Origin of the sequence: Enterococcus raffinosus (genome assembly GCF_019175485.1) — a bacterium.
Classification (GTDB): domain Bacteria; phylum Bacillota; class Bacilli; order Lactobacillales; family Enterococcaceae; genus Enterococcus_A; species Enterococcus_A raffinosus.
In genome coordinates, this window is record NZ_CP072888.1 from 635,001 (window position 1) to 659,734 (window position 24,734).

A 24,734-nucleotide genomic window follows, 5' to 3' on the forward strand; every position below is an offset into this window, starting at 1 on the left:
TTGATAGTAAAAATAGGCGATTCGTAATTCGTCAGAGATCGAAAGCAGACGATCCACCACTTCACTTTCGGTGAGATACGCCCAACCAAAATTGCGCCATTTGGTCCATTTGTCATAAACAAGCTTGTCCTGTCGTTTGATCAGAAGCCGAGACAACGCCTTTAATTGTCGATAATATTTGGCTTGTGTTGGATCGTTTCGATCAAAGCTTTTCATGATTCGTACGCGAATATCCTCAAATTTACGAATGAGATGTTTGACAATGTGAAAACGATCCACAACGAGTTTTGCCTTTGGAAAACATTCCTTTATCAGAGAGGCATAAGAAACATTCATGTCCGTCACGATGACCTTTACCTTCAATCGTGCGCGTCGTTCAAATTGCATAAAATAAGAAACGAGAGCCTTTTTCTTCCGTGAAGGAAGAATATCCAGTAATTTTCCAGTATCGCCATCCATACAAGAAAAGGAGTAGGGACCGACTTGATTTTTCAGTGAACGAAATTCATCCATTAATAAACAACGCGGTAACCAATTTCTTTTTACTTTTGTCATGGGGATCAGAGAAGCGAGTGTCCGAGAAACGGTCGACCAAGAAACTCCGCAATGCTTAGCGATTGTCGTCATTGCTTGTTTTTCCGTTAGCTCTTCTAAAATTTTATAGCGCACTTGTTTAGCGATAAAGCAGTTTCTATCGACAATGTAGGTATTCGCCGTAAAATAGGTGTGGCAGCCACGACAGTGGTAGCGTTGTTTCGCTAAAGCAAGATAAGTCAGTTGGTTCGCACATTTATTAAGTTGAATGAGCGATTTTTTCTTTCCGTTCTTAACGATCATGCCTTCATGATTCATCTGTTTACACAAAGGACAGCGACGAATTTCTTTACTTAACGTCGCAGAAACAACAAGACTCTTGATATTCTTAATGCTCTTCGATTCCACATTTGTGATGAAAATGTTTTTATCTTTGATTCCAAGTAGTAGTTTGATATGATGAAGATCAGGCATACAGAACGCTCCTTTGATTGTGTTGTGGTGATTCAATTCTAACGGAGCTTCTGTATGTTTTGTTTTTTCATGCTCAAAAAGGACCGATAGAATGATTTTCTATCAGTCCTAGAAATTATAGAGCCAAAATTAAAGGGTGTCCAAAAGTTGATGAAATCAGTCTTTTGGGCACTTTTCATTTGGTCTTTTTCTCTTTAAAATGAATACATGAAGCTGAATATTTTTACGCGCTATTTTCTTTGATAACTATCACAATTGGAACAATTTCTATCAAAAAGGAAAAGAAGAATTCGACTAGTTGTAAAGAAGGAAGTCCATAAGTTTCGTGATTGTGGTGGCCTCATAAAAGGGGATCGTTTATTTGTCTGTGAAGGGTGCCTTGCTATAAAGATAGTGCTTTTCGGGTGAGCAAAGTATTTAAGGGATTATCATAATCGTGCTATTCTTTACATGAGGTGATGATAATTATGTATATAAATGTATCAGAGGAATTAGTAAAGAGGCTTGAAGAATATCAAAATAGTCGAATTGTTTTAGATTTAGATGATGGTGTGGGTCGCTACTCCAAGGCTGGTAGCTGTGCGCTGAATATTAGTTTTCGATTGTTGATTCTAGATGAAGATCAAGATCATTCAGATTATACATTAGATGTTGAGAGCAACATTGGAAATATTGGTATTAAAGAACATTCTAAACTATATTTGGAAGATGAGATGTCTTTGATTTTTGATCCTCGTATGTCATTGATTAAACTGAAGGGTCCTAGTGGCATGATTGATGGAAATGTACAAATGATTGATTTACGTGAAAAAAAGGAGCAAGCTCAATAAGAGCCTGCTCCTTTTTATTTGGGTCGATCCACATCTACAATTGCTGAGATGTGACTATATGAGTTTCCTGCCAAACGTGCTAGAGGAGCCAATTTTTCTGGATCAATGTACTCTGTTTCCTTGTCGAAAACTTTCTCTTCAAAATAATAGTTTAAGACTTCTAAAATAAAAAGATCGCTAACAATGTCTCCATTGTTGTTCTTAATAGGAAGATATTGGTGCAACCTTACTTCAAAACGAATAGGCGCTTCACTAATCGCAGGTACTGTAACTTCTTTACTAGTTAACAGCGTTAGATTGTTATGGCTTAGTTCACTTTCTTCAGATGCTAAGGAAGCAGCGGACTGATTCATTTCGGTTAATATGGTGTCATTAACAATATGAATGACACCTTCATGTTGATTCAATAAATTGTAGGCTGTATCTTTCATTTGTTTATTCTTCCGATTAATCGAAAGGCTGACCAGTGGCAAATCTTTAGCAACAATGTTGAAGTAACTGAACGGTGCAGCATTAATCACATCTGTCTCTTGATTCATTGTTGTAATCCATGCAATAGGACGTGGAATGATGCTGCCAGTCAGGAATTTGTAATTTTGTTTCGTAGTTAGTTCTTTGGCTGAATAGAAAATCATCGCGTTCTCCCTATTGCCTTTTTTTATTAGCGTCTGATGTATCAAATGGTCGAACATATTCTTCAATTTCTTCACGTTTTGATTGAAGATGAGGTGGTAAAGATAAAATTTCACCTGCATGTTCATAATCCTCGTCTTGTAAGAAACCAGGTCCGTCAGTAGCTAATTCAAATAAAACATTTGGTGCTGCTAGAAAGTATTCTGATTGGAAATAGAAACGATCAACAAAACCTGAATTTGGAAATTCTAAAGCATTGATTTTTTCAATCCAATCGCGAAGTGCTTCGTCATCTGCAACGCGCAAAGCTAAATGATGGACGTTGCCGTACCCTTCTTGAGCAGGAATCATATCTGGCTGATCATCGACAATGATCGTTGCGCCGTTACCTCCCTCACCAACTTCAAATTGATGTAAGCTATCTTCTGAAGCTGTCTCAACAAAGCCAAGTAAATTTTCTAAAACAAGCTTTAAATGTTCAAATTTAGCTACGGTAACAATAGTTGGACCTAAGCCGAAGATGGCATGTTCGGCAGGAACATTTGAGTTTTTCCAAGGGGTTCCGCCTAAAACACCTTTGTTTTGTTCATCTGAAACTAGTTGGAATAGTTGATCGTCGTAGTCTTGAAATTCTAAATATTTTTTTCCAAAACGCTCTTTTACTTCACTGTGGGCAACACCTAGTTTCGTGAACCGTTGTAGCCAGTAGTCTAATGAAGAATCTGTAGGTACTCGAAAACCAGTTCTCGAAATACTATTTGTCCCTTTCGTTCCTTTTGGAATTTGTGGAAAGTCAAAAAACGTCATGTCAGTCCCAGGTGCTCCGGTATCATCGGTGAAATATAAATGATACGTCTCGATGTCATCTTGATTAACTGTTTTTTTTATCATACGTAAACCCAATATATCGGTGAAAAAGCGATAATTTTTTTCGGCACTTGAAGTCATTGCTGTAACATGGTGTAACCCGCGAATTTGTGTGTCCATAATTAATTCCTCCTTGATTCTTACTAAAAGTAAGTATAGGCGGATTTCTTTTGTAAAGCAAGAATATTGCCTTAGGTTGATATTTTACAAAGGAATCAGTAGGATGGAAATAGGAGGTAGACGATGAAAAAAACTGTTTTGTTTGATTTAGATGGTACATTGACTGATTCAAGTGAAGGAATCGTGAATAGTGTTCGTTATATGTTGGAAAAAAGAGGTTTGGTAATTCCTGACGAAGCCACACTCCATAGCTTTATTGGACCACCGTTAACAGAAACATTAAGCAAATTATACGATCTTACAGAGAAAGAGTCACAGGAGGCAATTGCGATTTATCGTGAGTACTACTCGGAAAAAGGAATTAAGCAATTAGCTGTTTATCCAGGCATTATTGAATTATTAACTGAATTATCAACCATATACAATTTAGCAATCGCTACATCAAAACCAGAAGTTTTTGCGAATCAGATAATTAGAGAAACCGGTTTGTCAAAATATATTTCACATATTTTCGGTGCGGATTTAGTTGGGGAACGTTCCCAAAAACAAGCGGTGATTGCCTACGCTCTAAAAGAGCTGGAAAATAAATCAGCGATAATGATCGGGGATCGAGAATTTGATATTTTGGGAGCAAAGGCAAATCATTTGAAAAGTATTGGTGTTCTATATGGATTTGGTGACCGCAAGGAGTTGGTAGAAGCAGGAGCGGATATCATTGTTGAAAAAGTTGAAGACATTCCTGATGCAGTGAGAGAAGTTTTTTATTTTGTCTAAAAAAACAAAAAATCCCTCTCATGAGAGGGATTTTTAATCTATACTTCGGCTTAGTACCAGCCGTTTGCTTGCCAAAATGCTTGTGCGCCTTCCCATGAACCATAACGAGAAGTTACATATTGATCAGCGACACGTTCTTGGTTCGCAGCTGAGTAGTCACCATTTAGATATGAAGCGGACAGTTGGTAACGTCCAATATATTGACCATTTGTGGCTGTGTAAGACCCGCTAGATTCACGTTGAGCGATCCATTCTTTTGCAGCATTCGTACTTGCTGGAGTTGATGCTTCAGAAGTAGGAGCAGCAGCTTGTTGTACGGGTGCTGTTTCTTGAACAGGAGCTGCTTGAACGGGTTGTTCTGATTGAGCAGGAGCTGCTTGTTCTTGAACAGGAGTGACAGTTGTGTTGCCTTTAGCATCTGTATCGATTGTTAAATTTTGTCCTTCAAAAATCATATCAACATTAGAAATTTTGTTTTCCTTTGCAATTGAATCAACTAAGCTGTTGTCACCAGCAAATTTTATTGAGATTTTTGATAATGTGTCACCAGATTGAACCGTGTAATTTTCAGCTGCGTGCGCATCATTTGTTCCTAGTGCAAATACTGCACCAGCTGTTAGTAAAGTCGTAAGTACAAGAGTTTTTCCAAATTTCATTATGTAAATTCCTCCAAAAAAAGTTTTTAAATTTCAATCAGTCATTTCGACTACGAGACATACTTTAACATCCTTCTTGATGTCATGGGTTATAAACCCGTGACAATACGTTACAATGTAATGTACAAATGTAACAAAGGAGAGGAATACTAGAGCTTTTGAAATACTTAAACTCTTTTAAGAATAAGTGAAAAGAGCATTAGGGCAAGATAGATAACAGCTGTTTTGGATGGGGATGTTTTGAAAGCGCTGCTTAAAAATGCAATGTTGAAACTTCACTGTAAAAAATCAGAAAATTGTTTGGCGATATGTTGTGCATAGGATAGAGAAAATTAGTGTTTGTTTCTTAAGAAAAGGTAAACACTGAAGAATGAAACCTAAAATAAATTCCTTAATCAAGCGATGAATCAGAAAAAATCGGGATTAGAATTCTAATTTTGCTATTTTAATTCAATGGACATCCTTAAGGCCACTTACCTATTAGTTCTCACATAACTTTTTTACATACTATAGGGTGAATTGTTTTATGAAATGCTAGAGAGTTACTTTTAGTGACTTGTGCGAATGGTATACTGAAAATTAGACTTTCTTGATGGTTAGTAGTTATTTAGTAGCTATTTTTTTAGTGTATTTAGATAAAAGTATTCTCAAAACACACTTATTTTTTAGAAATAGGTGCTATTCACGAAAAAAACATATTTTTATAGACATACAACGTTATTTTTTTGGTAGAATATGATGGTAACAAAAATCTGAACAGCCTGAGACAGCAGGGGTAGTTGTCTTTTGGTTAGAACAATTTAAATGAAGAAAAGTGAGGGTATATTTTTTGAAAAGGTTTGGGGAAGATGTTTTTCAGAGAAAAACGAAAAGGATCATTATTGTTTGTCTATTGGTTTTACTAATATTTGTTAGCTTCTATTCTTTTAAAAGTGTCTATTACGCGGAGCGATTATTACCGAAAACTAAGGTGAATAATATCAACGTAGGTGGGTTAACTGTAGATCAAGCGAATAAAAAAATTAATGCAGAATTAACAGAAGCACCAGTTACGATTCGTCTTGATAATAAATTATGGAGGAAAATAAAACGAAGTGATCTTGGCTGGCAAGAGGATTACTTGAATACACTAATGAGTATTAAGCAGGAGCAAACACCATTTGCTTGGGGAATAAGCAGCATACTTGGAAATCAACATGAACTAACTAGCAGGTACGATGAATCGAGCGTCAATCAATTAGTTGAAAGTTTAGGAATGGAAATCCTTCAAAAAAATGTAACAAGAACGCCCACTACAAATGCAACGATTGAGTGGGGGAAAGAAGACTTTGTGATTGTTCCTGAAAAACAAGGAGACACGATAGATGTTGTTGCGGTTCAAAAGGCGCTTATCCAAAATTTGGAAAATGGTAAATCCTTAGTGAATGCGGAGGACTATTATGCTCAACCGATTTTGACAAAAGACGACAAGAACTTAAAAGATTTAAAAAGTAAAATGAATCAATTGGCTAAATTAAATATCTCTTATGAGATAAATGGGAAAAAAGTTTCTATTCCTAAAGAAGAACTACGTAGTTGGTTAACTACGAATGAAAATGCAGAAATATTACTAAATCAAGAGAATGTCATTGCCTTTGTGACGAAATTGAATGCGGAATATAACACAAAAGAAAATCCAACGCCTTTCAACAGCACAAGGCGTGGGGAGGTGTCGGTTCCTGTAGGTATCTATAGCTGGTCGATTGATATTCCTGCAGAGGCTGCGGCGTTAAGTGAGCAGATTTTAAAAGGAAAAAATTTCAGACGAACACCGATTGTTGAGAGTGAAGTGCCTAATGTTCAAACAAGCATTGGCAAGACATATGTAGAAGTTGATTTGCAAAATCAATATATGTGGTATTACAAAGAAGGTCAACTCCAATTTGAAACCGATATTGTCAGTGGAAAACCATCGACGCCTACGCCGCCTGGGGTGAACTATGTCACGAGTAAATCGACAGATCAAGTATTGAGAGGGTTGAATGAGGATGGCTCAAAATATGCCAGTCCAGTTCGCTATTGGATGCCAATTGATAAAACAGGTGTGGGAATTCATGATTCTGATTGGCAGTACGCTTATGGCGGTGATTTATGGTTGTATCGTGGTTCTCATGGTTGTATCAACACACCGCCAACAAAGATGGATGAATTGTATCCGATACTTGAAGTAGGAACGCCAGTTTTAGTTTTTTAATAAGTAATTTGCTATCGGTGCTAGCCAATGTGTTAGCACTTTTTTTATTGTCTAAATGAATCCTGAAGAAAATTTGTCGAGCAAAAATCTTAACTGGTATTAGATTTACTGTTCATTTTGTAAGAGAAGAGAGGGAGATAGTCTTTCGTCAAAAATATAAATTATAGAAATAATCTATATAAATACTGTAATATCAGTGTTTGTTGTATACCGCTCGTAACTTTTGTTTTCTTTGTGTTGACAAATATAAAAAAACCACCTTACTATTGGTTTGTGGTTATAACCAGTTGTATAAAAAGGAGAATACCATGGAAAATTCTTTTAAAAACAAAGCTTTGTATCACCAACTTGTCGATTTATTGAGGGAGCGGATGGAAACAGGCATGATTCCACATGATAAGCTCCCATCTGAAAGAGAATTGACGGCTCAATATGGAGTTAGTCGGACGACGGTTCGCTTAGCTCTGCAAGAACTGGAAAGTACCGGATATATTTATCGACGTCACGGAAAGGGTACATTTGTCTCAGATATTAAGAAAGAAGCTGCAGATTTAGCAGCGGCATACAGTTTTACTGAGCAGATGAAGAGTCTCGGAAGAAATCCGGAAACTAGAATTCTATCTTTTGAAAAGGTTGAAGCAGACAAATTTATTTCACAGCATCTCAATCTTTCATTGGGAGAGTCTGTTTTTAAACTTAGTCGTTTACGGATTGCGGACCGCGAGCCCTTGATGATTGAGGATACCTATTTACCTGTGAAATTCTTTCTATCATTAACGGATCAGCTTTTGAGAAGTAAGCCTTTGTATGATCTTTTTTCAGAGGATTTTGATCAAACGGTTCGCCTTGCAGATGAAGAATTATATGCCAGTATTGCTTCAAAAGATGATGCGAAACAATTGATGATTCCAGAGGGGGCACCTGTTCTTCATTTGGCTCGTCAAACGTACAACATGAAAAATGAGATCATTGAATTTACCTTAAGTGTCGCTCGTGCAGATCAGTTTCATTATCAGATTCGCCACATTCGGAATAGTTAGGAGAGTTGAGGCATGTTTACAGTAGAAAAAGAAAAATTAGAGCAATTAGGTGCTGAGATTACAACACGTGAGATTCGTCAACAACCAGAATTATGGTCAGAGACAGTTGAGCTCTATGAAAAGGCAAGACCAGAACTAGAGAAATTTCTAGCAGATATTAAAAATAAAGCGAACGGTGAACGAATACGCGTGATCTTTACTGGCGCAGGAACATCACAATATGTAGGTGATACTGTAGTTCCTTATTTACGAAAACACGGAGATGTGAAGGCATTTAGTTTTGAGAGTATTGGTACGACGGACATTGTTGCTGAACCAAAAGAATACTTAATTAAGGAAGAACCAACCTTGCTAGTCTCATTTGCTAGGAGTGGGAACAGCCCTGAAAGTTTGGCGGCAGTAGAAATAGCTAATCGAGTGATTGATACGATCTATCATTTGTCTATTACCTGTGCAGAGGAAGGCCAATTGGCTCAGAACAGTAAGAAAGAGGATAATAGCTTCCTGTTTTTAATGCCTACACGTTCCAATGATGCTGGATTTGCGATGACAGGCAGCTTCTCTTGCATGACACTTGGCACATTACTGACTTTTGATCAAACATCTTTATCAGAAAAACAAAAATATGTATCAACACTTAGTCATTTAGGAAAAGAAATTATTGCTCGTGAAGGTGAGATTGAAAAAATTGTTGAGCTTGATTTTGAACGGATTGTTTACGTTGGTTCCGGTAGTTTAGCTGGATTAACACGAGAAGCACAATTAAAGATTTTAGAGTTGACTGCTGGAAAAATTGCTACGGTCTTTGATTCATCTATGGGGTTCCGTCACGGTCCAAAATCATTTATCAATGAAAAAACGATCATGTTTGGTTTTATTAACAATGATCCTTACACACGAGAATACGATCTGGATGTTTTAGAAGAAGTTCGTGAAGATGCTATTGTTTCTGGTGTTTTTGCTCTTACACAACCAGGTGAACGGAATTTCTCTGGTGAAAAATTTGAATTCACATCAGACGCACAATTACTGCCAGACGGTTATTTAGCTCTAGCATATGTGATGGCAGCTCAAACAGTGGCTTTATTAACATCGATTAAAGTTGCGAATACACCGGACACTCCATCTCCAACTGGAACAGTTAATCGGGTGGTAAAAGGTGTAACGATTCATGAGTATAAGTAAAAGTATCCACTAGGAGGAAAGAAGATGCTAACATTAACGGCAGGAAAAAAAGCAGCGATGGATCGCTTATCTACTAAAGAGGGTGTTATCAGTGCCTTGGCTATTGATCAACGCGGCGCACTAAAGAAAATGATTTTGGCATTAGGGGGAGAACCAACAGAGAAAGCTATTGAACACTTTAAGGAGTTAGTTTCTAAAGAGCTAACCCCTTATGCCTCCTCGATCTTGTTAGATCCTGAGTATGGATTACCTGCTGCAAGGGCACGACACGAAGAAGCGGGACTATTGTTGGCTTACGAAAAAACAGGATATGATGCGTCGACCCCAGGACGTCTACCAGATTTATTGGCAGACTGGTCCGTTCTACGTTTAAAAGAGCAAGGTGCTGATGCCATTAAGTTCTTGCTTTACTATGACGTGGATGAGGATCCAGAAATTAATCATCAAAAACACGTTTTTATTGAACGATTAGGCAGCGAATGCGCAGAAGAAGATATGCCTTTTTATTTAGAGCTGGTTTCGTATGATGCACAAAATATCGATAGCAATTCCATTGAATATGCGAAAATAAAACCTCACAAAGTAAATGAGATGATGAAAGAATTCTCTAAAGAACAATATAAAGTGGATGTACTGAAAGTTGAAGTCCCCGTCAATATGAACTTTGTAGAAGGCTTTACCACTAGTGAAACAGCGTATTCGAAAGAAGAGGCAGCGCGATACTTTTTAGAACAAAGTAACGCTACAGAGTTGCCGTTCATTTTCTTAAGCGCAGGCGTTTCAACAGAACTATTTCAACAAACGTTGTTTTTTGCTAAGGAGGCAGGTTCAACCTTTAATGGGGTGTTATGTGGACGGGCTACTTGGAAAAACGGGGTGAAACCTTTTGTGGAATCTGGAGAAAGTGCGGCGCAAGAATGGCTTGTAAATGAAGGCCGAAAAAATATTGAGAGCTTAAACGAGGTATTGGTACAAACAGCGACCTCTTGGCATGAAAAAGTACGAGTAGTCGAAAAAACTGTTTCGAAATAGGAGGGGATATAGTGATAGTAACAGTAACGATGAATCCTTCAATCGATATCTCCTATCCATTGGAAACTTTAAAGATCAATACTGTAAATCGGACGAATCAGGTAACTAAGACAGCTGGTGGAAAAGGACTTAATGTAACTCGGGTAGTTCATGATTTAGACGGTGACGTTCTTGCTACTGGGATTCTGGGCGGGTTTCACGGCGCTTATATCTCAGAGGAATTAAAAAAAGTTGGAATTAAACAGGATTTTACTTCTATCAAAGAAGAAAGTCGGGATTCAATCGCCATTTTGCATGAGGGCAATCAGACCGAAATTTTAGAATCCGGACCGACTGTTACCGAAGAAGAACAAAATACATTTGTTGAAAAATTTAAAGAGCTGATAAAAAAAGCGAACATTGTGACTATTTCAGGAAGCCTAGCAAATGGATTGCCGCAGGATTTTTACTCAACATTAGTTCGTTTAGCTCAAAATGAGGGCGTAAAAGTATTAGTTGATACATCTGGTGAGAATTTAAGGCAGGTAATAACTGGGCAAGAGAAACCTTATTTAATCAAACCTAATTTAGAAGAATTGGAAGCACTATTGGGAAAAAATTTTTCTTTGAATCGATCAGAAGAAATTCAAAAAGCACTTTCCCAGCCTTTATTTGATGGTATTGAGTGGCTTCTAATCTCTTTAGGAAAAGCCGGAGCGATTGCTAAACACAAGGATATTTTTTACCATGTAACGATCCCGAGCATCAATGTTGTGAATCCTGTTGGCTCAGGCGATGCGACAATCGCAGGTTTTGCCTATGGATTGTCCCGAGGGATGAAAATGGTAGATTTATTGAAGCTGTGTATGGCAACAGGAATGGCCAATGCGCAAGAAAAAATGACGGGTCATGTGAATCCAGAGAATGTTAAGAAACATTTCAAAGAAATCAACGTAAAAAAGATCGAGCAGCAGCTCGATCAATGATTAAGTATGGCTAGAAACCAATTCTATTTTATAGAAATTCCATTTTTTATAGGTCTCAACATACTCGAGTATTTGTTGTGTATCTTTTCGCTTGGTGACCCTAATTTGTAAAACAGTTGGTTCTTTAGTCGGAATTTGTAATTTTTCTGCTTCTTTGGTCGGAGTAGGAAATTTGATTTCATTGGTCTCAGTGAAATCTTCTTCATTCATATGAATATTGTAATCCAATTTGAAGCGTTGATAAATCGAATTGTAGTAGCTCATCTCTTGATAATTCGAGTTAACATACTGTTCTGGTAGATAAGTTCGATGATACATGTAGGGTACATTCTCGGTTGTGCGTAGTCGTTCAATACAGTAATAAAAGGCACTATCATGCAGCTCTAATTTACTCAAAATATCAGGATTATTATCGCGATTAATGGATAAGACTTGCACTTGGTCATGGCTAATAGGAAATAATTCAATATCGGAAAACTCAACCAATTTTCCTTTTCTGGCTCTTGAAACAAACGAACCTCTACCTTGTTGCCGAACAATAAAACCGTCTTTAACTAAATCATTTAGAGCACGAATGACAGTGATTGAACTGACTTTAAACATTTCTACTAACTCTGCTTCAGTATAAAATTTATCGCCGTTTTCAAATTTACCAGAAATAATTTGCTGTTTAAGTTCATCTTTTATAAGTTGGTATTTTGGGATTGCCATATGATTCCTCCAAAAAATGAATAGGGACTAAAAATTCCATTAGAGAATCTAAAAATCCTTCTATGGGTAGATTTTAACACATCATGAGAAAATAAAAACCATTTGACTTTTTATTTTGAATAATTTAATATATTAATATATTAAAAACGCTTTCAAGAAGGAGTGAGCATTTGAATACTTTTGAGATTCAAGAAGATTTTCTTTTGAATGGGAGGCCATTTAAAATACTATCTGGAGCAATTCATTATTTCCGAGTGGCTCCCACAGATTGGTATCATTCGCTTTATAACCTGAAAGCTTTAGGTTTCAATACCGTAGAAACATACGTACCTTGGAATCTACATGAGCCTAGAAAGGGCGAGTATCATTTTGATGGGATTTTAGATTTAGAAAAATTTTTGCTGACTGCTCAAGAATTAGGGTTGTATGCGATTGTTCGGCCGTCCCCATATATTTGTGCAGAATGGGAATTCGGTGGCTTTCCAGCATGGCTTTTAAATGAATCGACACGTATTCGCTCTAATGAAGTTGTCTATTTGAATCATGTCGCTGACTACTATGACGTATTAATGGAAAAAATTGTTCCCCATCAGCTTTCGAATGGTGGAAATATATTAATGGTTCAAATCGAAAATGAGTTTGGCTCGTACGGAGAAGATAAGGACTACTTACGCTCTATTCACAATTTAATGTGTGAGCGTGGGATTACGGTTCCATTCTTTACGTCTGATGGTCCCTGGCGAGCTACATTAAGAGCTGGAAGCATGATTGATGAGGATATTCTAGTTACTGGAAACTTTGGGTCAAAAGCAAAAGAGAATTTTGACTCAATGCAAAAATTCTTTAGTGAGCATGATAAGAAGTGGCCATTAATGTGTATGGAATTCTGGGATGGTTGGTTTAATCGTTGGAAGGAACCGATCATTCAACGCGATCCATATGAATTAGCTGAGGCAGTGAGAGAGGTATTAGATCAAGGGAGTATTAATTTGTATATGTTCCACGGGGGAACAAATTTTGGTTTTATGAATGGTTGTTCTGCTCGAGGAGTAATTGATTTACCACAGATTACTTCTTACGATTATGGCGCTCCTTTGAACGAACAAGGAAATCCAACAGAGAAGTATTATGCGCTGCAAAAAATGATCCATGACAATTATCCTGATATTCAACAAATGGCGCCTTTAGTCAAGCCATCTTTGGAAATTAAAAATATTCCATTAACTAATAAAGTCAGCCTTTTCGCTACTTTAGATACTATTAGTGAACCAATTCAATCCAAGTATCCTAAAACAATGGAGGAATTAGGTCAAAATACAGGCTATCTTCTTTATCGAACAACCATAGAAAAGGATGCGGAAGAAGAACGTTTGAGAATAATTGATGGTCGTGATCGTAGTCAGCTATTTGTTAATCAAAAGCTTCAGGCAACACAATATCAAACAGAAATAGGCGATGACGTTAAAGTTTCTTTACCACAAAATGACAATCAAATTGATGTCTTAATCGAAAATATGGGGCGAGTCAATTACGGGCACAAACTATTTGCTGACACGCAAAGAAAAGGGATCCGTACTGGGGTGATGGCAGATCTGCATTTTATTACTAACTGGCAACACTATTGCTTGCCTCTAGAGAATTGTAAGAAGGTCGATTATTCAAAAGAATGGCAACCCAATCAGCCTAGTTTTTATCGTTATGAATTTAACTTGAGTGAAGTGAGAGACTGCTTTATCGATTTATCGAAGTTCGGTAAAGGAATTGTTTTTGTTAATCAAACGAATATTGGACGTTTTTGGGAAGTAGGACCGACACTGTCACTTTATGTTCCCGGCGATTTATTAAATGAAGGAACAAATGAAATCGTTATCTTTGAAACAGAAGGCACTTTTCAGCCGCAAATTCAGTTAATAAAAGAACCACTATATAAGGAAATGAAAGAGGGATAAACATGAGCATTATTGGAGTAAGAATTGATGGACGCTTGATTCATGGACAAGTGGCAAATTTATGGACAACGAAATTGAATATTTCGCGGATTATGGTCGTTGATGATGAGGTCGCACAAAATGATATTGAAAAAAGTGGATTGAAATTAGCAACGCCCGCAGGAGTAAGACTTAGTGTTTTACCAATTGAAAAGGCCGCTCATAATATCTTAGCTGGAAAATATGATTCTCAGCGTTTATTGATTATTGTGCGTAAACCAGACCGATTATTAAAAATGGTTGAACTGGGTGTACCGATCGAAGAAATAAATGTCGGGAATATGTCACAATCTGATGAGACTCGATCTATCACAAAATCGATCAATGTTGTTGATCAGGATGTTGAAGTGTTTAAAGAATTGAACAACAAAGGTATCCGTTTAATTGCTCAAATGGTGCCAAGTGACAAAGCAGAAGACTTTATGAGTCTTTTAGCTAAATAGGAGGGGAAAAAATGGATATCTTATGGTGGCAGATCTTATTATTATCATTGTATGCTGGGTATCAAATTTTAGATGAGTTACAAATATATTCTTCATTAAGTGCTCCTGTTTTTGCTGGACTGTTCGCAGGTCTGGTGATGGGGGACCTAAAAGCTGGACTTATTATTGGTGGTAGTATGCAGCTGACCGTTTTAGGTGTTGGAACATTTGGCGGTGCATCAAAAATTGATGCGAACTCCGGAACGATCTTAGCAACAGCTTTTTCAGTTGCTTTAGGGATGAACCCAGAACAGGCCATCGCGGCTATTGCAGTACCAGTGGCTAGTCTTATGATTCAGTTGGACATCTTAGCTCGTTTTGCCAATACTTATTTTGCACATCGTATTGATAAATTAGTAGATGATATGAATTATAAAGGAATTGAACGTAATTTCTTAATGGGCGCACTGCCTTGGTCGTTGTCTCGAATGATTCCAGTATTTTTAGCATTAGCTTTTGGTGGCGGCTTAGTCGAAAAAGTGGTGGCTGTTCTAAATGGCGATTTGAAATGGTTAGGTGACGGTCTATCTGTTGCTGGAGCTGTTTTACCTGCTGTCGGGTTTGCAATTTTACTACGTTATTTACCAGTCAAAAAGCATTTCCCTTATTTAATTCTAGGATTTACTTTAACTGCATTGTTAGGAACGGTCTTTACAAATATGCAAGTATTAGGTACAGGTGTTGCTAGTGTCGTGAAAAACTTCGACGGTATCTTCAATTCGTTACCAATGTTAGCTGTTGCGTTAATTGGTTTTGCTTTAGCAGCAATAAGTTATAAGAATGGTCAAATGATACCATCCGGACCAATGGTGAAAAAAGATAGCAGTTCCGATGATTCAGATGAAGGAGAGATTGAAGATGACGAAATCTAATTATAAATTGACGAAGGAAGATTTTAAGCAAATCAATCGCAGAAGCTTGTTTACTTTCCAATTAGGCTGGAACTATGAACGGATGCAAGGCTCTGGCTACCTTTACACTATTTTACCTCAATTACGTAAGATTTATGGTGACGATACACCAGAATTGAAGGAAGTTATGAAAACCCATACACAATTCTTCAATACGTCTAATTTCTTTAATACGATTATCACTGGTATTGATTTAGCCATTGAAGAGAAAGAAGGTATCGGTGGGAAAGAGACAGTTTCAGGGCTTAAAGCCGGTTTAATGGGTCCATTTGCAGCGATTGGAGATTCTATTTTTGCAGCACTGATTCCAACGATTTTCGGAGCATTGGCAGCGAATATGGCGATTAATGGAAATCCTACAGGAATATTTATTTGGATTATTGCTCAAATTGCAGTTATGGTTTTCCGTTGGAAACAGTTGGAATTTGCTTATCGCGAAGGAATTTCTTTAGTAACAACCATGCAGCATCGATTGACTGCATTAACGGATGCCGCAACATTACTCGGGGTTTTCATGGTGGGGGCATTGGTTGCAACAATGATCAATGTGAAATTCTCATGGGCGCCTAGTATCGGTGATGTAACATTGAATATGCAAAATAACTTAGATATGATCTTGCCACGTTTATTACCAGCAGGTATTGTTGGTGGTGTATATTGGATGTTAGGGAAAAAGAATATGACATCTACTAAGGCAATCTTCATTGTATTAGTTGTTTGTGTGGCTTTGTCTGCATTAGGTGTCATTTCAAAATAAGTTAAAAGAGAAAGAAGCAAGGAGGGACTCAATGGGTAAACAGTTAGTTTTAATTAGTCATGGGCTATTTTGTGAAGAATTAAAAAAGAGTACAGAAATGATTATGGGACCTCAGGAAAATATTCATACTGTAGGATTGCTCGCTTCAGAATCGGCTGAGGATTTTCGTGAAAAATTTGAAAAAAAAGTAGCTGGTTTGGATGAATTTGTCGTATTGGCAGATTTAATGGGCGGGACACCTTGTAATGTAGTTTCCCGCATGATTTTAGAAGGGCAGTCAATTGAACTGTATGCAGGGATGAATATGCCAATGGTGATTGATTTCATCAATAGTGAATTAATCGGTACAGAGATGGCCTTAGTTGATTCAGCTGTGAATAATATCTGTCATGTCAATGAACGAATTAGTAATGACGATGAGGAAGATGAATAATCTAAAACTTAATCATTCAGATTGGACCAGAAATCTTCTGGTCCTTTTTTGGCTTTAAATCGAATTCTCTACTATGGTAATATTTGTACAAGAATGTTAATTAGGATAGGAGAGTAAAAGTGGACTTTAGCGAGAAGTTAAAACAATTACGTCAAAACAAAAAGTGGACACAAGATGAATTAGCTGAAAAACTTTTTATTTCGAGAACTGCGATTTCTAAATGGGAATCGGGAAGAGGGTTTCCTAGTATAGAGTCACTAAAGGCGCTTTCTAAGGTTTTTGATGTATCTATTGATGAACTGCTTTCTAATAGTGAGTTAATTTCGATTGCGGAAAATGACAAGAAAAAGCAGACACAAAAATTTCACCATTTGTTACTGGGGAGCCTAGATTGTCTAGTGGGTTTATTGATTTTCTTACCTATTTTCGGACAAGCCCAAGAAAAACATATTGTGTTTGTTTCCCTATGGCAGCTAAATCCCGAAACGATATGGTTAAAGCTAATTCTATCGATAGTCGTTATTTTAACAGTGCTGTTAGGGATTTTCGAGATACTTTACGCAAATAGAGAACAGTCATTTTTGGTAAAGATTTCTTTGATTTTGACGGTAATTTGCACCTCATTTTTTATTTTGACAAGACATCCTTATCCCTCCATTTACTTATTAATGATCCTTGCTATTAAGGGAGTAACCCTATTAAATAAATAATGATACGCATCGTCACAGGCGAGTGACGATGCGATTCTTTTTGCACATAGATAATTTTGATACTTTTTGTTTGGATGTAGTCCAAATAAAATGGTTAGGAGAAAATCTATGAAAACAAGAAAGAATAAACTAAGCGTTCCACTATTTCTATTTTTACTTTTTGTTTTATATACGTTTAGTTTAACAGTAGTTGACGTACAAAAGATAGGTCCTCAGCATTCCGAGGTGGGGTTTGCTACAATGAATCAATATTTTCAAAATATGATCGGAGCGAACTCATTTTGGTATCAAGTAACGGAAATAGGAGGAATGTCACTATTAGCGATCATCGGATATTTTCTATTGTGTGGTCTTCAACAATGGTATAAGCGTAAAAAAATATCACTAGTTGATAAGAAAATTGTATATTTGGGTTTCCTTTATGTTGTTTCCGCAGTTGCGTATCTCTTTTTTGAAAAAGTAATTATCAATTCGCGTCCTATTTTAGTCGATCAGCAATTAGAAGCCTCTTATCCCTCAAGTCATACTTTTCTTACAATCGTAGTATTACTTTCAACCTTCTACATCTGGAACGAAGGTTCGAAACTTAAACGAGTTCTTTCTTATCTATGTATCCTTGGAATGTTTGTAATGGTTGTAGGGAGAAGGGGTTCATTGGATATCAGATATCCTTGGAGGAATATTGTTAGGTCTTTCATTTGTTTCATTTTACGTGGCAGCATTGAAAGGGAATGAAGACAACAAAAAAGAACGTTGATATTTCAACGTTCTTAGGAAGCCACCTGCCGGGCTTGAACCGGCGACCCCCACCTTACCATGGTGGTGCTCTACCAGCTGAGCTAAGGCGGCATAGTTATTTAACACAAGATATAGAATAGCGAAGTAAAGGTTATTTGTCAACTGCTAGAGTAAAAAAACTCTATTCAAAAGAACCCCGAGATAATTATTTATAAAAGGGTCGTCGCTAAGAGACAGCGACGATTTTTTTATATAATTGAGCAGCGAAATTATTATACCCCTTCGGTTGATTCCAGACATTCGAAAGTAAGATAATTCCATTCTGCCCGTCTTTTGAAAAATCAGCAACAGCTTCAAAACGAGCTTTAACACCACGAGTGTGATAACTATTTGTCATAGTATAGAGCCCACTAGCATATTTTTCACCTGGGTAAGTGTGCCACAATTCATTTCGATCTTGAGAAGTCAGAAACTGTTCATTGAAGAGTGCTTGGAGGTAACTGTATAAATCCTTTGCAGACATAAAAACATTTCCTGTTCCTAATTCATCTGCATAAGAAGAAGCAGTTGTCGGTGCATAAACAGGGCCGGCGGTGCTTTGTGAGTAGGAAAGTGCCTGATCCATGTTTGTCTCAGAATAAAAACTGGTTTCTTTTAATTTCATTGCATCTTTAATTTCCTTATCAAATAAAGAATTATAATCTGTGGGATAAATTTTTTCTAAGATGCCAGCTAGTAGAACATAGTTGACTGGTTGGTAAGAATAGCTAGCACTTGGAGCCACTGTGGTTTGACGAATCGTTTGTGCCAATATTTCTTTCTCATCCGTAGTATTTAGAGAACTAATTTTTTTTCGTCGATTCGTAAACCAGAGCTCATATTCAACATATCTTTGATGGAAATATTCTTACTATTTGGAATTTGTGGAAAAAAATCACTAAGTTTTTCATCTAAAAATAGTTTGCCAGATTTAATTGCCCGCATAATTAAATAAGCTGTTTGTCCTTTTTGAACCGAGCCAATACAATATTGTGTATGAACGGTATTTTGAATTCTTTTTGATTGATCCTTCCAGCCATAAGCTTTGTTCAAAATTATTTGACCATGATGAAAGACCAAAACAGTCCCGCTGAATTTCTTTTCGACTAAAGTCTGTTCAATCCCGGCAGATAGAGCATTTTTAGGTTCTATAGTTTGATTCGTTTTCAAAACAGTCTCTGTTTGTGGTAATTTGGTACTTACCGTCTTTCTCTCCTTTCCTACAGTAGTGTATTCACCATGTATATGCTCAATGTAGATGCCGCTCGATACTAAAAGTAGTACTAGGAGGACACAGAGCCCGACTTTCAATTTATAATTTTTCTTTTTTCTATGAGTTCGTCTTGGCATAATATATCTCCTAATTCTTTTTAATAATAGTTCGAATAATATCAGTCTCTTAAGTTTCATTTAATCAAAGGCAATTGTTGAAAATTTATGATTGCATGATGAAAAAAAAATTGATATTATAGTAAAGTATTCTTCCGGCATAGCTCAGTTGGTAGTAGCGCATGACTGTTAATCATGATGTCGTAGGTTCGAGTCCTACTGCCGGAGTCGCTAGAGACAATCTAATGATTGTCTCTATTTTTTTACACCTAAAAATTGAATTTTTTATGAAAAAATTCGTTAGATGTGAGGGAGTTTTTGAGGAAAGAATGACCTTTTTTTAAAACTGTTGCAATACCTTTGATGCGTGGAAAAATCCTCGTTATACTAAGAATGAGGAGGGGTATGATGGAAAAACGCGATGCCTATTTTGACAACGCAAAATTATTTTTAATGATCTTAGTTGTATTCGGCCATTTTCTACAGCCGTTTGTGAATGATCATCCTCTATATGATGATTTGTATTATTTTATTTTCACCTTTCATATGCCGGCTTTCATATTGATTTCAGGTTATTTTGCTAAAAGCGGTCCCAAACCGATAGTGAGTTTGGTAAAAAAATTACTGCTTCCTTACATTTTTTTTCAACTCTTATATTCTGGCTATTACACAATGATAGGGTTACAAGATTCATTCAGTTTAGACTTAGGTATTCCTCAATGGTCCCTTTGGTTTTTATTGAGTTTATTCTGTTGGAATCTTTTATTACATTTAACGAAACGTTTTTCGGTTAAACAGGTGTTAATAGGCAGTATCATTATTGCAGTATTAGTTGGGTATTTTCCAATTTTTGATCGATATTTGGCTATACAACGAACATTAACTTTTTTCCCGTATTTTATGGTGGGATACGTGATCCCAAAAAGTTGGATAGAAAAGCTGAAAAATTTTCCTCAAAAATGGGTAGCTCTTGTTCTATTCGTAAGCTTGTTTCTATTTATCCAAGGAAACGATTTGATTAATAAATATTGGGTATTTGGTTCCAAACCCTATGAAGATTATTTGAGTAATCCGTTATTAGGTGGTCCTCAACGCTTGATGTTTTTTGTAGCAGGGTTGATTGGAATCATTGCCTTTTTAATGTTAGTCCCGAAAGAACGTCGTTTTTTCTCTAACTGGGGGAAAAATACATTAACTGTTTATCTGCTCCATGGTTTTTTAGTCAAAGGATTACGTGCATTAGATGTTGATTTTGAAATCAGTTCGCTAGAGCTACTTCTTTTATTTATTGGTAGCATGTTGTTAACGGTATTGTTATCAAGCAAGCGAGTGGGGCAATGGATTGAAAAAGGAAAGCAAGTTTTGCAACCGAGTTTGTAAACTAATTGTCTCTTTGCCTTATTAAGCGTAAAATAAGGGCAAGGAGGCGTTTTTTTTATGTCAAAAATTACGAATGAACGAACTCAAGCTTTTCGCAAAGCTTTTGAAGAAAACTCTAAACAAACTGCTCTACAGCGAAGCGTAGTAAAAAATGGGATTCGTGCTTCGGCAGAAAACATACAGACACATGTTGAAAATACACCTGTTTTTTCGATTGATCTTGCAACTGGAAAAGTAGCGAATCAAAAGCAATCAGGGCGTTGCTGGATGTTTGCAGCTTTAAATACGTTTCGTCATAAATTATTGACTACATTTCAGCTTAAGGATTTCGAGCTTTCCCAAAACTATACCTTCTTTTGGGATAAATATGAAAAAGCAAATTATTTTTATGAAAATATTTTAAATACAGCAGAACAAGCAGTAACAAGTCGTGAGGTTGCCTTTTTATTACAAACACCACAACAAGATGGTGGACAGTGGGATATGGTTGTTTCACTTTTTAAAAAATATGGTGTCGTACCTAAAAGTGTTATGCCAGAAAGCAGCAATAGCTCAAATTCGCGTGATTTAAATAATTATTTAAATAAGTTATTACGCAAACACGCAGTCTTGTTGCGTCAAATGGTGGCAGAGGATGCAACTGAAGAAGAAATCCAAGCGAATCGTGAGGCAATGTTGCAAGAGGTTTATAATCTTTTAGCAATATCATTAGGTACACCGCCAGAAACGTTTGATTTTGAGTACCGCGATGAAGAAAAGAATTATCATTTAAAACAAGGATTAACTCCTCAACAGTTTTATGATGACTATATTGGTGTTGATTTAGACAATTACGTCAGCATTATTAATGCACCTACTGAAGATAAGCCGTTTATGAAATCCTACACTGTTGATATGCTAGGAAACGTTGTTGGTGGAAAACAGGTGAAATATCTAAATCTTGAAATGGAAGAATTTAAGGATTTGGCAATTCATCAGTTAGAACAAGGAGAGTCTGTGTGGTTTGGCTGCGATGTGGGACAGTCTTCTACACGTGATAGCGGCATTATGGCTTTGGATGCCTATGACGTAGACGATTTGTTTGATGTGGATTTAACAATGACGAAAGCAGAACGTTTGGATTACGGTGAGAGCATGATGACGCACGCAATGGTTTTAACAGGCGTTGATATCAACAATGATCAAGCGAAAAAATGGAAAGTGGAAAACAGTTGGGGCGAGAAAGTCGGCGAAAAAGGTTTCTTTGTAATGAGCGACGAATGGATGGATGAATTTACGTATCAAATCGTTGTTCGAAAAGAATTTTTGACGCAAGAACAATTAGCTGCTTTTGAAGCAGAACCAATAGTTCTAGCACCTTGGGATCCAATGGGAGCATTAGCTTAATATAAAAAGACTTGAAGCATTTTAGCGTTTGTTTCAAGTCTTTTTTTGGTTCTTGATAATTGGATATTTCTACTTGGAAAAGCGTTTTCTATTTTGTTGTGCTATACTTTTAGCAAAAAGGAGGTTGGTTGGATGTCTAAACATTTAGCTGTTCGACATGCTGAGAACATGCGAGAATTAGGAGGTTATGAAACAAAGGATGGGCGAAAAGTTGCCTCGCACAAGTTGATTCGTTCTGCGAGTATCAATCACTTGGATACACAGGATAAAAATTATTTAAATGAATACGGAATCAAAAAAGTTGTCGATTTTCGTTCACTTGAAGAACGCACCGCCCAACCTGATCAAGAGATACCAGAAGCAACGAATATTTTCTTACCAATTTTTCCGCTTAAAGAAACAGAGACGGCATCAGCTTCTCCGAAAAAAATGATGCAGAGAATGCAAGAAGGAGAAAATGCGCTTCAACAGATGATTGAAGTATACAAGCACTTTGTAATTGATAAACATATTCGCGGACAATACCGTAAATTTTTCGATTTAGTATTAACGAATGACAAAGAAAATGAAAGTTTGCTATTTCATTGTACGGCTGGAAAAGATCGTACAGGATTTGCGGCAATACTTTTATTAGATTGCCTGGGTGTGAATAGTGAGACGATTGTAGAAGATTATATGGCCACAAATCGTTATTTAAAAAAAGTGATAAAAGAGATGTATAAAAAAGCAGAGCTCGCAGGTGTACATACGGAAGCTTTACACGGGATTGAAGATATGATGTCGGCAAAAGAAGTATACTTACAAACTAGTTTTGAGCAAATCAAAGAAAATTATGGAACTGTGGAACAATTTATTCACGAAGGAATCGGTCTATCAACACACGAAATCTATGATCTGCAAAAAATCTATTTGGTGTAAGGAGCTGGTAATAATGGATGAATTGCTGAAGTATCTTAAACTGCAGTTAAAAGCCATACCTATTGGTGGAGGAGATATTAACCAGGCTTATCGAGTAACTGATGGAGCTCAAAATTATTTTTTAAAATATCATCCTAAAATGTCAGCTGACTTTTTTCAAGCTGAAGTTGATGGATTAGCTGAGTTGGGAAATGTAGTACGTGTGCCTAAAGTATATCAACATGGTAGCTTTGCGGAAGCCGCCTATCTTTTGATGGATTGGATTGAACCGGGAGAAGGCGATCAAAAGGATTTAGCACGGGAACTTAGCAAACTCCATGAAATTAAAGCAACCAAATTTGGTTATAAAAGAAATAATTTTATGGGTTTGCTGCCCCAAATTAACACGCGTTCAGATGACTGGTGGGATTTCTATTTCACTAATCGGTTAGAAGTACAAATCAAAATTGCTAACGGAAGAAACCATTGGACAGTAAAGCGAGAAAAAAATTATCAGTTATTTAAAGAGTGGGTTTATCAAAAATGGGGTACAATGTCTTTTGAACCAACTTTACTACATGGCGATTTTTGGAGTGGCAATACTTTTTTCGATACGAAAGGACAGCCTGTGTTTGTAGATCCTGCAGTTTCATATGGTCATCGAGAAATGGATCTTGCAATGTCACAGCTATTTGGTGGCTTTCGTCACGAGTTTATCGATTGTTATCAAGAAATTTCACCAATGCGTGAAGGTTGGGAAGATCGTTTGACCGTCTATCAATTCTATTATTTGCTTGTTCATCTGAATATTTTTGGTGAAAGCTATGGGGATGCGGTAGATCGTGTCTTAGCTTTAGGAGGAAAGTAATTGGGAAAAAGATACACTATTAATCACGAGGTCGCTTATTATGAATGCGATATTAATCAAAATATGACATTTCCTGCTTTGTTGAGTGTGGCTATTAAAGCTTCCTCAGACCAAAGCGATGAGTTGGAAAGAGGAACAGATTATATAAATACTTTAGGTATTACTTGGGTTATTACACAAACTGAGGTAACAATTAATCGCTTGCCGCAGGTTGGTGAACAGATTAGAATTGTGACTGAACCTACAGAGTTCAATCGTTATTTCTGCTATCGAAGCTACTGGGTGTATGATTCAGAAGATACAGAATTGTTGCGGATTGATATGTCATTTGTTCTAATGGACATTGAAAATCGAAAAATGAGTAGTGTAGATGCAGAATTAATGGCGCCTTATGAATCACCTCAAGTTAAAAAAATCCGTCGTTGGCCTAAGATCGAGAAAGTTGAAGGTAATCAAAAACAATTGTACCATGTTCGCTATTACGATCTTGACAGTAATCATCATGTGAACAATGCGATGTATTTCAATTGGCTGATTGACGTGTTGGGCTATGATTTTATGACAGCCCATGAACCAACTTATGTAAATGTGAAGTTTGATAAAGAGGTATTATATGGCAATGATATCGAAAGTTTTTATGAAGTCATTGAAGCTGAAGAAACTAAAACACGACATGAAATTCGATTAGGTGACCAGCTTGCCTGCGAAGCGAATATTTTATGGAAAAAAAGGGCTCTTCGTCAATGAGTGTTGGTGAAGAAA

At 36.8% G+C, this 24,734-nt stretch carries 26 protein-coding genes, 2 tRNA genes and 1 pseudogene (1 of these 29 only partly in view); 21 read left to right on the forward strand and 8 right to left on the reverse strand.

Annotated elements, in window-relative coordinates; all coding sequences use genetic code 11:
* Nucleotides 1–1,008, reverse strand: the 5' portion of a protein-coding gene (locus J9537_RS03100) for an ISL3 family transposase (RefSeq protein ID WP_002302440.1). 294 nt of this gene lie to the left of the window's left edge; only the first 1,008 of its 1,302 coding nucleotides appear in the window; it begins with the start codon at nt 1,006–1,008; the stop codon falls past the left edge of the window.
* Nucleotides 1,009–1,215: 207 nt separating this feature from the next.
* Here J9537_RS03100 and J9537_RS20855 point away from each other — a divergent pair.
* Both J9537_RS20855 and J9537_RS03105 read left to right on the forward strand, forming a co-directional pair.
* Nucleotides 1,216–1,404 (forward strand): annotated as a pseudogene (locus J9537_RS20855) (IS91 family transposase); the annotation flags it as partial.
* 71 nt (nt 1,405–1,475) lie between these two features.
* A complete protein-coding gene (locus J9537_RS03105; RefSeq protein WP_218256713.1) occupies nt 1,476–1,838 on the forward strand; it encodes an iron-sulfur cluster biosynthesis family protein in 363 nt (120 codons plus the stop codon).
* A 14-nt stretch (nt 1,839–1,852) separates the two neighbouring features.
* Here J9537_RS03105 and J9537_RS03110 read toward each other — a convergent pair whose 3' ends face one another.
* Together J9537_RS03110 and J9537_RS03115 are read right to left on the reverse strand one after the other, a co-directional pair.
* Entirely contained in the window at nt 1,853–2,473 is a 621-nt protein-coding gene (locus J9537_RS03110) for a flavin reductase family protein (RefSeq protein ID WP_218256714.1), read from the reverse strand.
* A 10-nt stretch (nt 2,474–2,483) separates the two neighbouring features.
* Nucleotides 2,484–3,458 (reverse strand): ring-cleaving dioxygenase, encoded by a 975-nt coding sequence (locus J9537_RS03115; RefSeq protein WP_218256715.1) that lies wholly within the window; start codon nt 3,456–3,458, stop codon nt 2,484–2,486.
* A gap of 123 nt (nt 3,459–3,581) precedes the next feature.
* Here J9537_RS03115 and J9537_RS03120 point away from each other — a divergent pair, with 123 nt between their 5' ends.
* Complete coding sequence (locus tag J9537_RS03120; protein ID WP_218256716.1) at nt 3,582–4,232, forward strand: HAD-IA family hydrolase; 651 nt, start codon at nt 3,582–3,584, stop codon at nt 4,230–4,232.
* Nucleotides 4,233–4,282: 50 nt separating this feature from the next.
* Here J9537_RS03120 and apf read toward each other — a convergent pair whose 3' ends face one another.
* The gene (gene apf, locus J9537_RS03125; protein WP_010746801.1) at nt 4,283–4,888 is read right to left on the reverse strand and encodes an aggregation-promoting factor; all 606 of its coding nucleotides are present in this window, start codon (nt 4,886–4,888) and stop codon (nt 4,283–4,285) included.
* Between the two features lie 829 nt (nt 4,889–5,717).
* Between apf and J9537_RS03130 the strand changes: the two genes are divergently transcribed.
* The 5 genes from J9537_RS03130 (at nt 5,718) to J9537_RS03150 (ending at nt 11,343) form a co-directional block, all read left to right on the forward strand.
* Nucleotides 5,718–7,121 carry a L,D-transpeptidase family protein gene (locus J9537_RS03130; protein ID WP_218256717.1) on the forward strand — a complete coding sequence of 468 codons (1,404 nt, stop codon included), beginning with the start codon at nt 5,718–5,720 and terminating at the stop codon, nt 7,119–7,121.
* A 308-nt stretch (nt 7,122–7,429) separates the two neighbouring features.
* Nucleotides 7,430–8,161 carry a GntR family transcriptional regulator gene (locus J9537_RS03135; RefSeq protein WP_218256718.1) on the forward strand — a complete coding sequence of 244 codons (732 nt, stop codon included), beginning with the start codon at nt 7,430–7,432 and terminating at the stop codon, nt 8,159–8,161.
* Between the two features lie 12 nt (nt 8,162–8,173).
* A complete protein-coding gene (locus tag J9537_RS03140) occupies nt 8,174–9,346 on the forward strand; it encodes an SIS domain-containing protein (protein ID WP_218256719.1) in 1,173 nt (390 codons plus the stop codon).
* Between the two features lie 24 nt (nt 9,347–9,370).
* Nucleotides 9,371–10,378, forward strand: coding sequence for a tagatose-bisphosphate aldolase (gene lacD / locus J9537_RS03145; protein ID WP_218256720.1), 1,008 nt, complete (start codon nt 9,371–9,373; stop codon nt 10,376–10,378).
* Between the two features lie 11 nt (nt 10,379–10,389).
* Nucleotides 10,390–11,343, forward strand: a complete 954-nt coding sequence (locus tag J9537_RS03150) for a hexose kinase (protein WP_218256721.1) — start codon at nt 10,390–10,392, stop codon at nt 11,341–11,343.
* On the opposite strand, the gene J9537_RS03155 is transcribed toward J9537_RS03150, so the two are convergent.
* Complete coding sequence (locus J9537_RS03155; RefSeq protein WP_218256722.1) at nt 11,344–12,054, reverse strand: GntR family transcriptional regulator; 711 nt, start codon at nt 12,052–12,054, stop codon at nt 11,344–11,346.
* A 170-nt stretch (nt 12,055–12,224) separates the two neighbouring features.
* Here J9537_RS03155 and J9537_RS03160 point away from each other — a divergent pair, with 170 nt between their 5' ends.
* The 7 genes from J9537_RS03160 to J9537_RS03190 all read left to right on the forward strand — a co-directional run bounded on the left by J9537_RS03160 (nt 12,225) and on the right by J9537_RS03190 (nt 18,070).
* A complete protein-coding gene (locus J9537_RS03160) occupies nt 12,225–14,003 on the forward strand; it encodes a glycoside hydrolase family 35 protein (protein WP_218256723.1) in 1,779 nt (592 codons plus the stop codon).
* Between the two features lie 2 nt (nt 14,004–14,005).
* A complete protein-coding gene (locus tag J9537_RS03165) occupies nt 14,006–14,485 on the forward strand; it encodes a PTS sugar transporter subunit IIB (RefSeq protein WP_218256724.1) in 480 nt (159 codons plus the stop codon).
* An 11-nt stretch (nt 14,486–14,496) separates the two neighbouring features.
* The gene (locus tag J9537_RS03170; protein ID WP_010746792.1) at nt 14,497–15,396 is read left to right on the forward strand and encodes a PTS mannose/fructose/sorbose/N-acetylgalactosamine transporter subunit IIC; all 900 of its coding nucleotides are present in this window, start codon (nt 14,497–14,499) and stop codon (nt 15,394–15,396) included.
* A complete protein-coding gene (locus J9537_RS03175) occupies nt 15,383–16,192 on the forward strand; it encodes a PTS system mannose/fructose/sorbose family transporter subunit IID (RefSeq protein WP_010746791.1) in 810 nt (269 codons plus the stop codon). The genes J9537_RS03170 and J9537_RS03175 overlap by 14 nt, the downstream gene beginning before the upstream one ends.
* Before the next feature lie 31 nt (nt 16,193–16,223).
* On the forward strand, nt 16,224–16,625 hold the full coding sequence (locus tag J9537_RS03180; protein ID WP_218256725.1) for a PTS sugar transporter subunit IIA: 402 nt from the start codon (nt 16,224–16,226) through the stop codon (nt 16,623–16,625).
* Nucleotides 16,626–16,744: 119 nt separating this feature from the next.
* Nucleotides 16,745–17,335 (forward strand): helix-turn-helix domain-containing protein, encoded by a 591-nt coding sequence (locus J9537_RS03185; RefSeq protein WP_218256726.1) that lies wholly within the window; start codon nt 16,745–16,747, stop codon nt 17,333–17,335.
* Nucleotides 17,336–17,443: 108 nt separating this feature from the next.
* A complete protein-coding gene (locus J9537_RS03190; protein ID WP_245001283.1) occupies nt 17,444–18,070 on the forward strand; it encodes a phosphatase PAP2 family protein in 627 nt (208 codons plus the stop codon).
* 41 nt (nt 18,071–18,111) lie between these two features.
* Here J9537_RS03190 and J9537_RS03195 read toward each other — a convergent pair.
* From J9537_RS03195 to J9537_RS20770, 3 genes are all read right to left on the reverse strand, one after another.
* A tRNA-Thr gene (locus J9537_RS03195) sits at nt 18,112–18,184 on the reverse strand.
* Nucleotides 18,185–18,299: 115 nt separating this feature from the next.
* Nucleotides 18,300–18,884 (reverse strand): serine hydrolase, encoded by a 585-nt coding sequence (locus J9537_RS20765; RefSeq protein ID WP_280640432.1) that lies wholly within the window; start codon nt 18,882–18,884, stop codon nt 18,300–18,302.
* 23 nt (nt 18,885–18,907) lie between these two features.
* Nucleotides 18,908–19,462, reverse strand: coding sequence for a serine hydrolase domain-containing protein (locus J9537_RS20770; protein ID WP_280640433.1), 555 nt, complete (start codon nt 19,460–19,462; stop codon nt 18,908–18,910).
* Between the two features lie 133 nt (nt 19,463–19,595).
* On the opposite strand from J9537_RS20770, the gene J9537_RS03205 reads away from it, so the two are divergent.
* From J9537_RS03205 to J9537_RS03230, 6 genes are all read left to right on the forward strand, one after another.
* Nucleotides 19,596–19,669, forward strand: a tRNA-Asn gene (locus J9537_RS03205).
* 177 nt (nt 19,670–19,846) lie between these two features.
* Complete coding sequence (locus tag J9537_RS03210) at nt 19,847–20,821, forward strand: acyltransferase family protein (protein ID WP_245001284.1); 975 nt, start codon at nt 19,847–19,849, stop codon at nt 20,819–20,821.
* Nucleotides 20,822–20,878: 57 nt separating this feature from the next.
* Complete coding sequence (locus tag J9537_RS03215) at nt 20,879–22,207, forward strand: C1 family peptidase (protein ID WP_218256727.1); 1,329 nt, start codon at nt 20,879–20,881, stop codon at nt 22,205–22,207.
* Nucleotides 22,208–22,339: 132 nt separating this feature from the next.
* Nucleotides 22,340–23,125 carry a tyrosine-protein phosphatase gene (locus J9537_RS03220; RefSeq protein WP_218256728.1) on the forward strand — a complete coding sequence of 262 codons (786 nt, stop codon included), beginning with the start codon at nt 22,340–22,342 and terminating at the stop codon, nt 23,123–23,125.
* A gap of 13 nt (nt 23,126–23,138) precedes the next feature.
* The gene (locus tag J9537_RS03225) at nt 23,139–23,972 is read left to right on the forward strand and encodes a fructosamine kinase family protein (RefSeq protein WP_218256729.1); all 834 of its coding nucleotides are present in this window, start codon (nt 23,139–23,141) and stop codon (nt 23,970–23,972) included.
* Nucleotides 23,973–24,719: an acyl-[acyl-carrier-protein] thioesterase gene (locus J9537_RS03230; RefSeq protein WP_218256730.1), complete on the forward strand. Its 747-nt coding sequence runs from the start codon at nt 23,973–23,975 to the stop codon at nt 24,717–24,719.
* The last annotated feature ends 15 nt before the right edge of the window (nt 24,720–24,734 follow it).

What these genes read in the sequence shown, in the direction of transcription:
- J9537_RS03105 (WP_218256713.1), top strand. Translation starts at nt 1,476, where the DNA reads ATGTATATAAATGTATCAGAGGAATTAGTAAAGAGGCTTGAAGAATAT.
- J9537_RS03110 (WP_218256714.1), bottom strand. Translation starts at nt 2,473, where the DNA reads ATGATTTTCTATTCAGCCAAAGAACTAACTACGAAACAAAATTACAAA.
- J9537_RS03115 (WP_218256715.1), bottom strand. Translation starts at nt 3,458, where the DNA reads ATGGACACACAAATTCGCGGGTTACACCATGTTACAGCAATGACTTCA.
- J9537_RS03120 (WP_218256716.1), top strand. Translation starts at nt 3,582, where the DNA reads ATGAAAAAAACTGTTTTGTTTGATTTAGATGGTACATTGACTGATTCA.
- apf (WP_010746801.1), bottom strand. Translation starts at nt 4,888, where the DNA reads ATGAAATTTGGAAAAACTCTTGTACTTACGACTTTACTAACAGCTGGT.
- J9537_RS03135 (WP_218256718.1), top strand. Translation starts at nt 7,430, where the DNA reads ATGGAAAATTCTTTTAAAAACAAAGCTTTGTATCACCAACTTGTCGAT.
- J9537_RS03140 (WP_218256719.1), top strand. Translation starts at nt 8,174, where the DNA reads ATGTTTACAGTAGAAAAAGAAAAATTAGAGCAATTAGGTGCTGAGATT.
- lacD (WP_218256720.1), top strand. Translation starts at nt 9,371, where the DNA reads ATGCTAACATTAACGGCAGGAAAAAAAGCAGCGATGGATCGCTTATCT.
- J9537_RS03155 (WP_218256722.1), bottom strand. Translation starts at nt 12,054, where the DNA reads ATGGCAATCCCAAAATACCAACTTATAAAAGATGAACTTAAACAGCAA.
- J9537_RS03165 (WP_218256724.1), top strand. Translation starts at nt 14,006, where the DNA reads ATGAGCATTATTGGAGTAAGAATTGATGGACGCTTGATTCATGGACAA.
- J9537_RS03170 (WP_010746792.1), top strand. Translation starts at nt 14,497, where the DNA reads ATGGATATCTTATGGTGGCAGATCTTATTATTATCATTGTATGCTGGG.
- J9537_RS03175 (WP_010746791.1), top strand. Translation starts at nt 15,383, where the DNA reads ATGACGAAATCTAATTATAAATTGACGAAGGAAGATTTTAAGCAAATC.
- J9537_RS03180 (WP_218256725.1), top strand. Translation starts at nt 16,224, where the DNA reads ATGGGTAAACAGTTAGTTTTAATTAGTCATGGGCTATTTTGTGAAGAA.
- J9537_RS03190 (WP_245001283.1), top strand. Translation starts at nt 17,444, where the DNA reads ATGAAAACAAGAAAGAATAAACTAAGCGTTCCACTATTTCTATTTTTA.
- J9537_RS20770 (WP_280640433.1), bottom strand. Translation starts at nt 19,462, where the DNA reads ATGCCAAGACGAACTCATAGAAAAAAGAAAAATTATAAATTGAAAGTC.
- J9537_RS03210 (WP_245001284.1), top strand. Translation starts at nt 19,847, where the DNA reads ATGATGGAAAAACGCGATGCCTATTTTGACAACGCAAAATTATTTTTA.
- J9537_RS03215 (WP_218256727.1), top strand. Translation starts at nt 20,879, where the DNA reads ATGTCAAAAATTACGAATGAACGAACTCAAGCTTTTCGCAAAGCTTTT.
- J9537_RS03220 (WP_218256728.1), top strand. Translation starts at nt 22,340, where the DNA reads ATGTCTAAACATTTAGCTGTTCGACATGCTGAGAACATGCGAGAATTA.
- J9537_RS03225 (WP_218256729.1), top strand. Translation starts at nt 23,139, where the DNA reads ATGGATGAATTGCTGAAGTATCTTAAACTGCAGTTAAAAGCCATACCT.